General features: G+C 70.1%; 14 protein-coding genes and 1 riboswitch. Of the genes, 5 read left to right on the plus strand and 9 right to left on the minus strand.

What is annotated here, in order from left to right; genetic code table 11:
• Nucleotides 1-64: 64 nt before the first annotated feature.
• The 9 genes from EEY80_RS01090 to miaB all read right to left on the minus strand — a co-directional run bounded on the left by EEY80_RS01090 (nt 65) and on the right by miaB (nt 8,469).
• A complete protein-coding gene (locus EEY80_RS01090; RefSeq protein ID WP_126974712.1) occupies nt 65-511 on the minus strand; it encodes a DMT family transporter in 447 nt (148 codons plus the stop codon).
• Between the two features lie 48 nt (nt 512-559).
• Nucleotides 560-1,726, minus strand: coding sequence for a methionine adenosyltransferase (gene metK, locus EEY80_RS01095; RefSeq protein WP_126974713.1), 1,167 nt, complete (start codon nt 1,724-1,726; stop codon nt 560-562).
• A gap of 7 nt (nt 1,727-1,733) precedes the next feature.
• Nucleotides 1,734-1,785: riboswitch (SAM-SAH riboswitch) on the minus strand.
• Nucleotides 1,786-1,818: 33 nt separating this feature from the next.
• The gene (lnt, locus tag EEY80_RS01100) at nt 1,819-3,321 is read right to left on the minus strand and encodes an apolipoprotein N-acyltransferase (RefSeq protein WP_126975074.1); all 1,503 of its coding nucleotides are present in this window, start codon (nt 3,319-3,321) and stop codon (nt 1,819-1,821) included.
• A gap of 65 nt (nt 3,322-3,386) precedes the next feature.
• Nucleotides 3,387-4,286 (minus strand): transporter associated domain-containing protein, encoded by a 900-nt coding sequence (locus EEY80_RS01105; RefSeq protein WP_126974714.1) that lies wholly within the window; start codon nt 4,284-4,286, stop codon nt 3,387-3,389.
• A gap of 60 nt (nt 4,287-4,346) precedes the next feature.
• Complete coding sequence (gene ybeY / locus EEY80_RS01110; RefSeq protein WP_126974715.1) at nt 4,347-4,853, minus strand: rRNA maturation RNase YbeY; 507 nt, start codon at nt 4,851-4,853, stop codon at nt 4,347-4,349.
• Nucleotides 4,834-5,856, minus strand: coding sequence for a PhoH family protein (locus EEY80_RS01115; protein WP_235829671.1), 1,023 nt, complete (start codon nt 5,854-5,856; stop codon nt 4,834-4,836). Before EEY80_RS01115 ends, ybeY begins: the two co-directional genes overlap by 20 nt.
• A gap of 166 nt (nt 5,857-6,022) precedes the next feature.
• Nucleotides 6,023-6,325, minus strand: coding sequence for a hypothetical protein (locus EEY80_RS01120; RefSeq protein ID WP_126974717.1), 303 nt, complete (start codon nt 6,323-6,325; stop codon nt 6,023-6,025).
• A gap of 13 nt (nt 6,326-6,338) precedes the next feature.
• The gene (locus tag EEY80_RS01125; protein WP_126975075.1) at nt 6,339-6,848 is read right to left on the minus strand and encodes an OmpA family protein; all 510 of its coding nucleotides are present in this window, start codon (nt 6,846-6,848) and stop codon (nt 6,339-6,341) included.
• 238 nt (nt 6,849-7,086) lie between these two features.
• Complete coding sequence (gene miaB, locus EEY80_RS01130; RefSeq protein WP_126974718.1) at nt 7,087-8,469, minus strand: tRNA (N6-isopentenyl adenosine(37)-C2)-methylthiotransferase MiaB; 1,383 nt, start codon at nt 8,467-8,469, stop codon at nt 7,087-7,089.
• Nucleotides 8,470-8,655: 186 nt separating this feature from the next.
• On the opposite strand from miaB, the gene EEY80_RS01135 reads away from it, so the two are divergent.
• The 5 genes from EEY80_RS01135 to EEY80_RS01150 all read left to right on the plus strand — a co-directional run bounded on the left by EEY80_RS01135 (nt 8,656) and on the right by EEY80_RS01150 (nt 15,059).
• The gene (locus tag EEY80_RS01135; protein ID WP_126974719.1) at nt 8,656-9,519 is read left to right on the plus strand and encodes a hypothetical protein; all 864 of its coding nucleotides are present in this window, start codon (nt 8,656-8,658) and stop codon (nt 9,517-9,519) included.
• 188 nt (nt 9,520-9,707) lie between these two features.
• On the plus strand, nt 9,708-9,878 hold the full coding sequence (locus EEY80_RS19945) for a hypothetical protein (protein WP_164738094.1): 171 nt from the start codon (nt 9,708-9,710) through the stop codon (nt 9,876-9,878).
• 200 nt (nt 9,879-10,078) lie between these two features.
• Complete coding sequence (locus EEY80_RS01140; RefSeq protein WP_126974720.1) at nt 10,079-11,977, plus strand: AMP-binding protein; 1,899 nt, start codon at nt 10,079-10,081, stop codon at nt 11,975-11,977.
• Between the two features lie 134 nt (nt 11,978-12,111).
• Nucleotides 12,112-13,635, plus strand: a complete 1,524-nt coding sequence (locus EEY80_RS01145; protein ID WP_205749005.1) for a response regulator — start codon at nt 12,112-12,114, stop codon at nt 13,633-13,635.
• A complete protein-coding gene (locus tag EEY80_RS01150; RefSeq protein ID WP_126974722.1) occupies nt 13,632-15,059 on the plus strand; it encodes a sigma-54-dependent transcriptional regulator in 1,428 nt (475 codons plus the stop codon). Before EEY80_RS01145 ends, EEY80_RS01150 begins: the two co-directional genes overlap by 4 nt.
• The last annotated feature ends 64 nt before the right edge of the window (nt 15,060-15,123 follow it).

Genomic DNA, 15,123 nt, shown 5'->3' on the forward strand with positions numbered 1-15,123 from the left:
TCGGGGTCATGGGGCGCGGCCATACCGCCGCTTTGCGGGCGGGGTCAACCCCGGTCGGGTCCGCTCATCCCCGCTGGATCAGCCACAGCCCCAGCCCCATGCAGCACAGGCCCGCCACCCGGGCCGCGCCGAGCGGGCGCACCATCGCGCCGAACAGGCCGAACTGGTCGATGATCGCGGCCGAGATCATCTGCCCCAGCAGCACGAAGAACACCGCGTTGCCGACGCCGAAGCGCGGGGCGACGAAGGTGACCGAGGTGACGTAGAAGCAGACGAAGAGGCCGCCCAGCATCAGGTGTTTCGGCTGCGCCGGCACCTTGGCCAGCGCCCCGGCGCTGCCCGTCGCCAGCATCACCGCCACCGCCCCCGCCAGCGCCACGCAGAACAGCACCACCCCGGCGGCGGGGGGCGAGCCGATACGGGCGCCCAGCTGCGCGTTCAGCGCCGCAAGCAGCGGAATGCCGATGCCGGCGGCGAGCATGATGAGGGCATAGCGAAAGGCGTCGGGCATGTCGGCTCCACTGAGGGCGTGGGGCGGCAGCGCCGCCCCCGGTTGGCGTCAGAGCGCGGCCTTCAGCGCCGCCACCAGATCGGTGCGTTCCCAGCTGAACCCGCCGTCATTGTCGGGCGTGCGGCCGAAATGGCCATAGGCCGCGGTACGCTGATAGATCGGCCGGTTCAGCGACAGATGTTCGCGGATGCCGCGCGGGGTCAGGTCCATCACCTGCGCCACGGCGCGTTCGATCTCGGCCTCGGGCACCTCGCCGGTGCCGTAGGTATCGGCATAGATCGCCAGCGGGCGCGCCACGCCGATCGCATAGGCGACCTGGATCACGCAGCGCTTCGCCAGACCGGCCGCGACCACGTTCTTGGCAAGATAGCGCGCGGCATAGGCCGCCGAGCGGTCCACCTTGGTCGGGTCCTTGCCGGAAAAGGCGCCGCCGCCATGCGGGGCCGCACCGCCATAGGTATCGACGATGATCTTGCGCCCGGTCAGCCCCGCATCGCCGTCCGGCCCGCCGATGACGAAGGTGCCGGTCGGGTTGACATGCCACTCCGTCGCCTCGGTCAGCCAGCCCTCCGGCAGCACCTCGCGGATATAGGGTTCGACGATGGCGCGAATGTCGTCCGAGGTCTGGCTTTCATCGGCATGCTGAGTGGACAGCACCAGCTGCGTCACCTCGACCGGCAGGCCATTTTCATAGCGCAGCGACAGTTGCGACTTCGCGTCTGGGCGCAGCGTCGGCTCCTCGCCCGCCTTCCGCGCCTCGGCCAGACGGCGCAGGATCGCGTGCGAATAGAGGATGGGCGCCGGCATCAGTTCCGGCGTCTCGTCCGTGGCATAGCCGAACATGATGCCTTGGTCGCCGGCACCGTCCTTGTCGACCCCTTGCGCGATATGCGCCGATTGCGGGTGCAGCAGGTTCGACACCTTCAGCGTCGCCCAGTGAAACTCGTCCTGCTCATAGCCGATGTCCTTGACGCAATCGCGCACGATCCCGTCGATCCGGCCCATGTATTCGGCGAGCTTGGTCTTGTCCGACAGCCCGACCTCGCCGCCGACGACCACCTGATTGGTGGTGGCGAAGGTTTCGCAGGCCACGCGGGCGTTGGGTTCCTCGGCGAGGAACGCATCCAGCACCGCATCGGAAATCCGGTCGCAGACCTTGTCGGGGTGACCTTCCGAGACGCTCTCGGAGGTGAAGATGAAATTCTGCCGTGCCATCGGGAAGCGCTCCATTCACAAAAAATCCCCGCCACGCCAGGAAGCCGTTGTGGCAGTTCGTTTTGCCTGCGTATCCCTGCCGCAGGGCAGCGTCAATCGCGCTTGCGCAAGCGCAGCAGCGCGAGCCCGGCCAGCAGCGCCGCGAGCAGCATCAGCATGGGCAGGTCGCCCGTCCGCGCATAGGGCGGCGGCGGCAGCGCGCCGGGCAGCGCGATATCGAGATGCCCCTCCTCGTTCAGCGGCAGCGCCGCCAGCACCCGCCCCCGGGCATCGATGGCGGCCGACACGCCGGTATTGGCCGCGCGGATCAGCGGCAGGCCCTGCTCGATTGCCCGCAGCCGCGCCTGCGCCAGATGCTGGAAGGGGCCGGACAGGCTGCCGAACCACGCATCGTTGGTGGCCTGCAGGATCCAGCCGGGCGGCGGGCCGGGCAGATGCCGAGCGGCGGTCAGTTCCTGCGGGAACACCGCCTCGTAGCAGATCAGCGGCAGCACCCGGCCCAGCCCGGCGCCGAGGTCCAGCAGCGCGGGGCCGGGACCAGCGCTGTAGCCATGCCCCGCCTGCGCCGCGAAGGCGGAAATGCCCACCCGCGCCAGCAGGTCGCCCGCCGGCAGATATTCCCCGAAGGGCACGAGGTGATGCTTGTCGTACAGCCCTTGCAGCCTGCCCGCGCCGTCCAGGACCGCGAGGCTGTTGTAGTAGCGCGCGCCCTCGGCCCGCTGCAGGCCCAGCACGATCCGTCGCCCGCCCGCGCCGGCCGCAATCGCCTGGGGCAGCGCACCCTCGGCATCGAAGAGCCAGGGCACCGCAGTTTCCGGCCAGATCACCAGATCGGGCTCCGGCCCCTCGGCCGGGGCGGCGCTGTGGTCCAGCAGCCGCTGGAAAAACACCTCCGCCATGCCGGGCTGCCATTTCAGGTGCTGGGCGGCGTTCGGCTGGACGATGCGCAGCGTCACCGGCCGGTCGGGCGGCGGCACCGGCTGCGCCAGCCGCCAGGCGCCGCCTGCCCACAGCCCCGCGACCAGCGCCAGCGCCGCCGCCGCGCCGCGCAGGCCGAAGATGGCCGGCAGCGCCGCGGCGAGCGTCGTGGCCAGCGACAGGCCGAGCGACCCGGCCAGCGCCGCGGCCTGCGCCACCGGCGTGCCGATCCAGACATGCCCGAACAGCGCCCAGGGGAAACCGGTGAAGACATAACCGCGCAGCGCGTCGCCCGCGGCCAGACAGACCGCCAGCGCCAGCGCCCGCCGCGCGGGCGTCCGGCCCAACAGCGCAGCGCCCCAGCCCGCCCCCGCCCAGAACAGCGCCATGCCGAAGGCCATCATCGGCAGGGCGAAGGGTGCCATCCAGCCATGCCGCCAGGGTTCGACGAAGAAGGGCTCGACGATCCAGAACAGGGCCGCGGCGAAATGGCCCGCCCCCGCGAACAGCGCCGCCAGCGCGGCATGGCGCGGCCGCGATTCCGCCGCGACCCGGCGGATCACCAGCCACAGCGCCGGCAGCGCGACATACCACGCGCCGAGCGGCGCCTGCCCCGCCGCCACCAGCCCCCCCAGCAGGGCGAGCCATCCCCGGTCGATCCAGCGCAGACTCGGCACCGCCGCGACGGCGCCGTCCACGCGGGCGGCCACGGCGGCCGGGGTCGGCGCCGGGCCGGCCACGGTCAGGCGCGCGCTTCGGGCAGGCGGACGCGCAGCCGCTTGATCCGGCGCGGATCGGCGTCCAGCACCTCGAATTCCACGCCGTTCTCGGCCAGAACCCGTTCGCCCCGCAGCGGCACCCGCCCCGTCAGCATGAAGACGAGGCCGCCCATCGTGTCGACCTCCTCGCCCTCTTCGTCATCGGCCAGCCGGCGGCCCACCGCCTCTTCGAACTCGTCGAGCGGCGCGCGGGCCAGAACCACCCACTGCCCCGGCTTTTCCTGCGACCAGAAGGCGCCTTCCTCGTCCTCGTCATGTTCGTCGTCGATGTCGCCGATCACCGTCTCGATCAGGTCCTCGATCGTCACCAGCCCGTCGACGCTGCCGTATTCGTCGATGACCAGCGCCATGTGGATCCGCTCGGCCTGCATCTTCTGCAGCAGGGTCGCCAGCGCCATCGACGGCGGCACATACAGCAGCGGCCGCAGCAGTGGGCGCAGCTCGAACCCCTCGCCGGGCGCGCCGAAGCCGAAGCCGAGCGCGAGATCCTTCAGGTGGATGATGCCCAGCGGTGTGTCGATGGTGCCGTCATAGACCGGCAGCCGGCTGAAGCCGTGTTCGCGGAACACCGCGACCAGATCGTCCAGCCCGATATCCACGGGCGCGGCGGCGATTTCCGGCTTGGGCGTGGCGATGTCGTCGACGCGCAGCCGCCTGAGCGCCGACAGGCCCGGCAGCGCACGCGCCTCGGGGCGCGCGGGCGCTTCCTCGCCGGACGGTTCGGGGACCTCGCCCCCGCCCAGCACGTTCAGGATACGTCCCAGAAAACCGCGGGGGCTGCTACTGTGTCCCTCGGCTTCACTTCCCGTCTCACGGTCCAGCGCGCCCTGCGCTGCCGTAGACCCGTCCGCACTCTCGCCCATCGGTCCTTTCCATATGGCCGGGCCTGTGGCGCCAAGGCGCGGCCCGCGTTTCAGATGCTGTCAGTCATAGGGATTTGCAAGCCCGAGCCCCGCAAGGACCCGCGCTTCCGTCCCTTCCATGAGCGCCGCATCGCCGTCGCGTTCATGATCGTAGCCCAGAAGGTGCAAGACCGCATGCACCAGCAGATGCGTCACGTGATCCGCCATCGGCTTGCCGGCCTCGGCCGCCTCGCGGTCGCAGGTGTCCCAGGCGATGGCGATGTCGCCCAGTTCCTCGGGCATGTCCGGGTCGCCCGCGGGCAGGTCGGGCGCCGCGCCCTCGGCCTCGGCGCCCCGTTCTTCCGACGGCCAGGACAACACGTTGGTGGGCAGCGGCTTGCCCCGGAACTCGGCATTCAGGGCGGCGATCCGCGCGTCGTCGCAGCCCATCAGGCTGATCTCGAACCCGGCCGGGTCCAGACCCAGATCGCGGAGCGTGGCGCGGCCCGCCCGTTCGGCGATGCCGTCCAGCCCGAACGCCTGCCAGCGGTCGTCCTCTGCGATCGTGTCAACCAGCCTCGGGTCCATCCGCGCGGTCATAGGCCTCGATGATGCGGGCGACAAGGGGATGGCGCACCACGTCCGAGGCGGTGAAGTAGTTGAAGCTGACGCCTTCCACCCCGTTCAGGATGCGCTCGGCATCCTTCAGGCCCGACGGCACCCCGCGCGGCAGGTCGATCTGGCTGCGGTCGCCGGTGATGACCATGCGGCTGCCCTCGCCCAGACGGGTCAGGAACATTTTCATCTGCATGGTGGTGGCGTTCTGCGCCTCGTCCAGCACGACAAAGGCGTTGGCCAGCGTCCGGCCGCGCATGAAGGCCAGCGGCGCGATCTCGATCCGCTTTTCCTGCATTAGCTTTTCCACCTGCTTGGCGGGCAGGAAGTCGTTCAGCGCATCGTAGAGCGGCTGCATGTAGGGATCGACCTTCTCCTTCATGTCGCCGGGCAGGAAGCCGAGCCGCTCGCCCGCCTCCACCGCCGGACGGCTGAGGATGATCCGGTCGACATGGCCGCCGATCAGCATCGTCACGCCCACGGCCACCGCCAGATAGGTCTTGCCGGTGCCGGCCGGGCCGATGCCGAAGGCCATCTCGTGCTGGAAGAGGTTGCGCACATAGGCCTTCTGCGCCTCGGTCCGCGGCTCCACCGCCTTGCGGCGGGTGCGGATCTCGAAGCGGCCTCCGGCGAACATCTCCAGCTGGTCGGCGGGGCTGCCCACCACGTCGACCGCCGGGTCGCCCATGCGGATCATCGCGTCGATGTCGCCCGATTCGACCTGGCGCCCGGATTCCAGCCGCGCATACATCTGCATCAGCATTCCGGCGGCCTGGTCGCGGGCTGCGGGCTCGCCCACCACCGCAAGCTGGTTGCCGCGGCGAAGGATGTGCACGCCGAGCGCCTGCTCCACCTGCGCGAGGTTCCGGTCGAACTGGCCGCACAGGTCGCGCAGCAGCCGATTGTCGGGAAATTCCAGAAGCGTCTCGTGGACGTCTTCGGGGCGAGGCGGGGGGGTCAGCGCGCTGATGCCCAATAACGACTCCCTTCGGCAGAGGGTTGGTAAGGCGATGGTGCCAAGCCGCTTCCCGTCTGGCAAGTGCTGCAGCGCATCGGCGGCGAAATAGAAACAAGATCGGCCGCGGAGACGTTCCGCGGCCGCTAAAGATTGTATCGGCATACCCGAGGTCGGCGGTTTCCCGTCAGACCGGGTCGGCCACCGCGCTGCCCCGCTGATAGGGACCGGTGATGTAGCCCGAGGTGCCGGACTTGCCGGTGCAGACCGGGCGGCCGTCGGGATAGCGCCGCGCGCTCATGTAGCCTTCGGCGCCGTCGTCGATGATCCAGTGATCGCAGCCCTCGGGATCGACCCAGATCCCGGCCTTCAGCTGGGTGACGCTTTTCGAGTCGACGAAATTGTCGACGGTCTTGTCCTGCTTCGGCGCATCGCAGGCGGCAAGCGCCCCGGCCAGCGCGAGGACAGCGGCGAGTTTGGTGGCGGTCATCGGACGCTCTCCCTCAACGGATGCAGAAGATTTCGACGCGGCGGTTCTGCTGCATCCCGGCGGCGGTGGCGTTCGAGGCGCGCGGCTTGCGTTCGCCATACCAGTCCACCGACACGACCCGCGCCCCCGTCGACTGCGCGACCGAGGCGACGGCCAGCGCCCGGCGGCGCGACAGGTCGAGGTTGTAGGCATCGCTGGCCCGGCTGTCGGTATGTCCGGCCACGACATAGCCGCCGGCGCGGTGCTGCGCGAAGAACTGCTGCAGCTGGCGCCGCCCCTCGGCCGAGATCGCGGCGCTGTCGGTGGCGAACAGCTGGTCGGTCGGCATCACCCCGCAGGCCTCGCCCCGGTTGCAGACCGGCAGGCCGCGGCTGTCGATGCGGGCGTCCATATAGCCCTCCCAGCCGTCGTCCATGACCCAGTGTTCGCAGCCGTCGGGATCGACCCAGATCGTCGGCGCGGCGCGTTCGCCCCGCACCGTCTGCGCCTCGACCGCCGCGGGCAGGATCGAGAAGGCGGCCATCGCCGCCGCAACCAGTGCCCCGCTGACCAGATGTCCTGCCACTGCTTCGCCTCCAACCGCTTTGTCCAAGCGCGCCGCGCGCAAACCCAATCGCTTGACGCGGAAACCAAAATCCCGCGAACGGTAGCAGGTTCCGGTGCTGGGGAAAGTGGTTAAGTCGGCGAATTGGGCCGGGTTCGGAAACTATACTGCCGCAGATGCAGCACTGTCACAGCCGCAGCGCCGCACTGCCGCGATTTCACCACAGCGGGCTCGTCACCTGCCCGGCCAGCGAGTTCGGGCCGCTGGCAGCGATTCTCACCGTGGCGATGCGGCCCCGCGCCTCGGGCGGGGCGGCGACATGCACGGCGTGCAGGTAGTCGGACTTGCCCACCATCTGCCCCGGCTCGCGGCCCGGCTTCTCGAACAGCACCTGCACCTCGCGCCCGACCATGCCCTGCTGGCAGGCCTTCTGCTGCGCGCCCAGCAGCGCCTGCAGCCGTTGCAGCCGGTCATCCGCGACATCGGCGGGCACCGGCGGCTTTTCCGCGGCGGGGGTGCCGGGCCGGGCGGAATACTTGAAGCTGTAGGCCATGCCGTAGTCCACCGCCCGGATCAGCGCCAGCGTCGCTTCGAAATCCGCCTCGGTCTCGCCGGGGAAGCCTACGATGAAATCGCCCGACAGCACCATGTCGGGCCGGGCGGCGCGGATACGCTCGACCAGCCGCAGATAATGTTCGGCGCTGTGCTTGCGCGCCATCGCCTTCAGGATGCGGTCCGATCCCGACTGCACCGGCAGATGCAGGTAGGGCATCAGCTTCGGCTCCTCGGCATGGGCGGCGATCAGGTCGGGGGCCATGTCGTTCGGGTGGCTGGTGGTATAGCGGATCCGCTCCAGCCCCTCGATCCGCGCGAGGTCGCGCACCAGCCGGCCCAGCCCCCAGACCCCGTCCGCCGCCGCGCCGTGATAGGCGTTGACGTTCTGGCCCAGCAGGGTGATCTCGCGCACGCCGCGTTCGACCAGCGCCCGCGCCTCGCGCAGCACCCGGTCCACCGGGCGACTGACCTCGGACCCGCGGGTGTAGGGCACCACGCAGAAGGCGCAGAACTTGTCGCAGCCCTCCTGCACCGCCAGGAAGGCGGTGGGCGCGCGGGTCGCGGGGCGGCGCTCGGGCAGGTGGTCGAACTTGTCCTCGGCCGGAAAGTCGGTGTCGACCGTCTTCTCCCCCGCCTCGGCCGCCTTCGCCATCGCCGGCAGCCGGTGATAGCTTTGCGGGCCGACGACCAGATCGACCAGCGGCATCCGGCGCAGGATCTCCTCGCCCTCGGCCTGGGCCACGCAGCCCGCGACGCCGATCTTCAGGTCCGGCTTCGCCGTCTTCAGCGGCCTGAGCCGGCCCAGATCGGAATAGAGCTTCTCCGACGCCTTCTCGCGGATATGGCAGGTGTTCAGCAGCACCATGTCCGCCTCGTCGGCGGTGTCGGTCAGCACATAGCCTTCGGCGCCCATCGCCTCGGCCATGCGCTCGCTGTCATAGACGTTCATCTGGCAGCCATAGGTCTTGATGAAGAGCTTCTTCACCTCGGCGCGATCCTCGGTCTCGCCGCCCTCGATCTGCCTGTGCTGAATGTCGCCGTCCATGCTGCCCGCCTTTCGCGCGGCCCCGCCGCCGCGCCGGGCCGGACCGGCGCTACCTACAGAAAACCCGCCGCCGGTTCAATGGCGGGCCGCGATGGACCACGGCGCCGGGCGACCGCCGGCCCTTGCATCCCGCGACCGGCTGGCGGATGGTCCGGCCACCCTGTCCCCGAACTGCCCGGGCCGCCGATGATCCACGCCTCCGTCGATGCCTTCCTTGCCGCGGCGCGGCCGGCGCTGGCGAAGGGTCCGGTCGCGATGGTGCTGGTCGAGGATCTGGTCGAGGTCGACAGCACCCTGCGCCACCTGATCGCCGCAGGGTTCCGCACGGTTCTGGCCTTCGCGCCGCCGGAACTGACGCTGCCCCCGGACCTGGAGGCGGTTCACCTGATCCGCCACCCGACACGCGCCGAAGATGCGCTGCTGGACGCGGTGAACCCGGTGCTGGACGCGGCGCCGACGACGACGTGGTTCCACTACTGCTTCAACGCCGAATTCCTGTTCCACCCGTTCCGCGAGACCCGCAATGTCCGCGAACTGATCGCCTTCCATGCCGAGGAACGGCGCGACGCCATGCTGGGCTATGTGGTCGACCTCTATGCCGCGGACCTGATGACCCATCCCGATGCCGTCGACATGGCCGCGCCGTTGATGGACAGGTCGGGCTATTACGCGCTGACGCGGACGGGGGCCGACGGGCAGCCGAAGGCGCGCCAATACGATTTCTTCGGCGGCATCCGCTGGCGGTTCGAGGAGCATATCCCGAAGGACCGCCGCCGCATCGACCGGGTCGCGCTGTTCCGGGCGCAGCCCGGGCTGGCGCTGCGTCCGGGCCACACCTTCAACATCGAGGAATATAATACCTACGCCTGCCCGTGGCACCACAACCTGACCGCGGCCATCGCGAGCTTCCGCACGGCCAAGGCGCTGAAGGCCAATCCCGGCTCGACCTTCGACATCCCGACATTTCGCTGGCACAACTCGGTCCCGTTCCTGTGGCACTCGCAGCAGCTGATGGACCTGGGGCTGATGGAACCGGGGCAGTGGTTCTAGGCCGCCGCTTTCCGCCGGAACGGGCCTGATGCGGCGCGGGTGACCTCGCGGCATTTGCCATATTTGGCCTGCAGCTTTCTCGACCGCGCCACAATCCTGCCGTACCGGTCACCGAGGCTGGGAGGGTATCGAAGACCCTGCCGCCGCGGCCCCGGACAAGGGGCGGCGCCGGACCGAAGGAGGCACCGGTGATCCAGCTCGATCGCTCCCACGCCGCACATCGCCCGTCCGCCCGTTCCGCCATCGGCGCGGACCGGCTGCGGGACATCGCGCGTTCTTGGTGGATCCTGCCGCTGATCGGCGCAGGCGCAGCCGGTTGGGCGGGGCTTGTGATTCTGCTGCTGCGCGCGGTCGGGTGAGCGACCCCCGCGACGGCTTTGCAAAGTCTGGGTCCCAGTAAGCAATATTCAGGGCGCCGCGGCGCGTTCTGCAAACTCCCTGCCCGCCCCTTGCTCCATGCAGGTGGGATCAGATGTCGCAGCCCCCTTGTCCGGCGGTAACATCGTTGCGCGATCCGGCCCCCGCCTCGTAACAAGCTTCAATGCTTGGAGGAGGCATCATGACCTATCGCGACGTCTATGACAGCTGGAAGCGCGACCCCGAATCGTTCTGGATGGCGGCGGCCGAGGGCATTGACTGGGTGCAGCCGCCCTCCCGCGCCCTGTTCGACGACCGCGCGCCGCTGTACGACTGGTATCGCGACGCGCAGGTGAATGCCTGCTGGAACGCCGTCGACCGGCATGTAGAGGCAGGACACGGCGACCGGCTGGCGATCATCCATGACAGCCCCGTCACCCATGCGACCAAGGGCATCACCTATCGCGAGCTGCGCGACCGGGTCGCCTCGCTGGCCGGGGCGCTGCGGGCGAAGGGGGTGGAAAAGGGCGACCGGGTCATCATCTACATGCCGATGATCCCCGAGGCGGTCGAGGCGATGCTGGCCTGCGCACGGCTCGGCGCGATCCATTCCGTGGTCTTCGGCGGCTTCGCGGCGCATGAACTGGCGGTCCGGATCGACGATTGCACGCCCAGGGCGATCATCGCCGCCTCCTGCGGGATCGAGCCGGGGCGGATCGTGCATTACAAGCCGCTGCTCGACGCCGCGCTGGCCGAGGCGCGCCACAAGCCCGACTTCTGCGTGATCTTCCAGCGCGAGCAGGAGGTCGCGCATCTGACCGAGGGCCGCGACGTGGCCTGGCACAGCTTCCAGTACGGCGTCGAACCCGCCGATTGCGTCCCGGTCGCCGGCGATCACCCGGCCTATGTGCTGTATACCTCGGGGACGACCGGGCAGCCGAAGGGCGTGGTGCGGGCGACGGCGGGGCATCTGGTGGCGCTGAACTGGACGATGCGCCACATCTACGACACCGGGGCGGGCGACGTGTTCTGGGCGGCCTCGGACGTGGGCTGGGTCGTGGGGCACAGCTATATCTGCTATGGCCCGCTGATCGCCGGGGCGACCACGGTGATCTACGAAGGCAAGCCCGTGGGCACGCCCGATGCCGGCGCCTTCTGGCGGGTGATCCAGAACCACAAGGTGCGGGTGCTGTTCACGGCCCCCACCGCCCTCCGCGCGATCAAGCGCGAGGATCCCGAGGGCCGGCTGATCGGCGACTACAACCTGCGCAGCCTGAAGGCGCTGTTCCTGGCCGGCGAACGCGCCGATCCCGACACCATCCTCTGGGCGCAGCGGCTGCTTGGCGTTCCGGTCATCGACCACTGGTGGCAGACGGAAACCGGATGGGCCATCGCCGCCAACCCGCTGGGGATCGAGGCGTTGCCGGTCAAGATCGGCTCGCCCTCGATGCCGATGCCGGGCTATGACGTGCAGGTGCTGGACGAAGGCGGCCATCCCGTGCCGCCCGGCACGCTGGGCGCCATCGCCATCCGCCTGCCGCTGCCGCCCGGCACGCTGCCGACGCTGTGGCAGGCCGAGGCGCGGTTCCGCAAGGCCTATCTCGACCATTTCCCCGGCTGGTACGAAACCGGCGACGCCGGCTATCTGGACGAGGACGGCTATGTCTACATCATGGCCCGCACCGACGACGTCATCAACGTGGCCGGCCACCGCCTGTCGACCGGCGCGATGGAAGAGGTGCTGGCCAGCCATCCCGACGTGGCGGAATGCGCGGTGATCGGCGTGGCGGATGCGCTGAAGGGGCAGCTGCCGCTCGGCTTTCTCTGCCTCAACCGCGGCAGCAACCGCCCCCATGCCGAGGTGGTGCGCGAGGCGGTGGGGCTGGTGCGCGACCGCATCGGGCCGGTCGCGGCCTTCAAGCTCGCCTGCGTGGTCGACCGGCTGCCGAAGACGCGGTCGGGCAAGATCCTGCGCGCGACAATGGTCAAGATCGCCGATGGCGAGGACTTCCGCCCGCCGGCCACCATCGACGATCCCGCCATCCTCGACGAGATTGCCGTGGCGCTGAAGGGGCTCGGATTTCCGGTCGCGCACGACTGACGTTACGGCAGCGCGCCGCCGGACGGCCCTTGCGCCGGCGGAGCCCGCTTGGCGGACGGGACCGCATCGCATATCTTGAATGGGATGACCCTGTGGAACATCCCCTTCGGGCCGTCCGTCGCAACGAGGCGGACATGAGCCAGCCCGGCTGGACGCCGGAGGAATCGTCCGATCGCAAGGCCGATCCCGCCCGGCTGTCGCTGCTGGGGCACGACCTGCGCGCCGCCGTGTCCGATGTTCTGGGCGGCATTCGCCTGATCGAACAGGACGGGCTCGACCCCGCCACCCGGCTGCAGCTGGAACGGGTCCGGGCAGCGGGCGAGGTTCTGGCCCGGCTGCTGGAGGAAAGCCTGGCCGAGATGCTGGGCGAGGAACCGGGCGATGCCCCGGTCAGCAACGTGCAGCTGTCGCGCTTTCTCTACGATATCGAGATGCGCTGGTCGGGCCGCGCCCGGGAAAAGGGCCTGGCCTTCACCGTGTCGGTGGGGGCGGGCGTCCCGGCGGTGCTGGCGCTAGACCGGATGGCGCTGGAACGGGTGCTGGCCAATATCCTGTCCAACGCCATCAAATATACCGACAGCGGCCATGTCCGGATGGACGTGACGCTGACCGAGGATCACGCCCTGCAGATGGCGGTCTCGGACGAGGGACCCGGCTTTTCGGGGGCGGCGCTGCAGCGGCTGTTCCAGTATGCGGGGCGACCCGACGATGCCGACAAGCCGGGGCACGGGCTGGGCCTGCATATCAGCCACGACATGGCAGGGCGGCTTGGCGGGCATGTCTCCGTCCGCAACCTGCCGGGCCTCGGCGCCGAGGTGGCGCTGACGCTGCCCGCAAGCGTGTGGGAACTGGCGCTGCCGGACACGCCTACCGAACTGCCGGATCTGAGCCATGTGAAGGTGCTGGTGGCCGAGGACAACGCCTCGAACCAGATGATCCTGTCGCACATGCTGACGGCGATGGGGGCCGAGGTCGAACTGGCCGAGGACGGGGTCGAGGCGCTGCACCGGCTGGACTGCGAGGAGTACGACATCGCGCTGGTGGATATCGAGATGCCGCGCCTGTCGGGGATCGAGGTCATCCGCGCCCTGCGCGGCAGCGGCGGCCCCAAGGCGCGGATGCCGGTGCTGGCAGTAACGGCCTATGTGCTGCGCGCCAACCGCGACGCGATCTTCGCCGCGGGCGCGGACGGGATCCTCGCCAAGCCGCTGCCGGGGATCGAGACCTTCGGCCAGGCCGTCGCCGCCGCGGTGGCGCGGGCCGAGACGCCCGGAACTCAGCCGCAGCCGGCCCGCGAGGAGACGGTGGAGCTGAACGTCGCGCGCTTCGACCACCTGATGGAGATCGCCGGACCCGATGGCGCGGTGGAACTGCTGGACCGGCTGCAGATCGACCTGCGCCGCACCGAGCGCGGGCTGGTCGCGGCGCTGGCCGATTTCGACCGGCCGGCGATCCGGGCCGAGACGCATGTGCTGATCGCGCTGGCGGGGGCGGTGGGTGCCGAACGGCTGCAGGCGATGGCCGAGTCGGTGAACGCGGCGGCGCATCGGCGCGACGACACCGGCATGCGCGGCACCGGGGCGGAAATGTGCCGCCAGCTGGACCGGCTGATCCATTTCGTGCAGACCGAGTTCAACCGGCGCGGGGGTGCGGCATGACCAGCATGGCGATGGCCCCGTCATCCGGTGCGGCCCGCGGGCCGGTCAGCGGTCCGGGCCCGATCCTGCTGATCGAGGACACGCCCTCGCTGCAGCTGCTGTACCGCACGGTGCTGGCGGCCTCGGGCTATCGTGTCGTGACGGCGGGCGACGCGCAGGCGGGGCTGGCCGCCTTCCGCGCCGAACCGCCGGCGGCGGTGCTGCTGGACCTGATGCTGCCGGACCGCGACGGGCTGGACCTGATGGCCGAGATGCTGGAGGCGCGTCCGGGCCTGCCTGTCATCGTCATCACCGCGAACGGGTCGATCAACAAGGCCGTCGAGGCGATGCGGGCGGGGGCGCATGACTTTCTGGTCAAGCCCTTCGACGAGGCGCGGCTGCTGAACGCGGTCGAGAATGCGCTGGCCGAGGCCGGCCCGGCCGCGGCGGCACCGGCGGCGGACCGCGTCGATCTGGCCCGGCTGGGCGATTTCCTCGGCAATTCGGCGGCGATGCAGCAGGTCTATGCCACGATCCGGTCGGTCGCGCGCTCGATGGCCACGGTCTTCATCACCGGCGAGTCCGGCACCGGCAAGGAGTTGTGCGCCGAGGCGGTGCATGCGGTGTCGCCCCGGGCCGCCGGGCCCTTCGTGCCGCTGAACTGCGGCGCGATCCCGGCCGAACTGCTGGAATCCGAGGTGTTCGGCCATCTGCGCGGTTCCTTCACCGGCGCGATCGCCGAAAAGCAGGGGGCCGCCGCCGCCGCGGATGGCGGGACGCTGTTCCTCGACGAGATCTGCGAGATGGACCTCGGGCTGCAGACCAAGCTCTTGCGGTTCCTGCAGACCTCGACGATCCAGCCGGTGGGCGCGACGCGGCCCCGCAAGGTCAATGTCCGCATCATCTGCGCCACCAACCGCGACCCGCTGGAGGCGGTGCGGCTCGGCCATTTCCGGCAGGACCTGTATTACCGGCTGCATGTCGTGCCGATCCACATGCCGCCCCTGCGCGCCCGGGGCGACGATGTGGTCGAGATCGCGCAGGAGATGCTCGCCCGCTTCTCGCGCGAGGAGCAGCGGCAGTTCCGCGGTCTCTCGCCCGGCGCGAAGGACCGGCTGCGCCGGCATCCCTGGCCCGGCAATGTGCGGCAATTGCTGAACGTGCTGCGCAACATCGTGGTGCTGAACGACGGCGAGCTGGTGACCGAGGCGATGCTGCAGGGCGCGCTCGGCCACGAGGACCAGCCCCGGACAGCCGCGGGGCGCGACACGGCGCTGGCGCTCGACAGCCTGCTGGGCCTGCCGCTGGCCGAGGTGGAACGGCTGCTGATCGAGGCGACGCTGGCACGCGAAGGCGGCTCGGTCCCCCGGGCGGCGCGGGTGCTGGAGGTGGCGCCCTCGACCCTCTACCGCAAGATCGAGGCCTGGTCCCGCGACGGCGGCTGAGGGCGCGGCGGGGCGGAACGGCCGGAACATTGCCCCTAGCCGACGGTTGGGCCGGCGAACCAGC

The sequence above is a fragment of the Frigidibacter oleivorans genome (assembly GCF_003993775.1).
Lineage (GTDB): Bacteria > Pseudomonadota > Alphaproteobacteria > Rhodobacterales > Rhodobacteraceae > Frigidibacter > Frigidibacter oleivorans.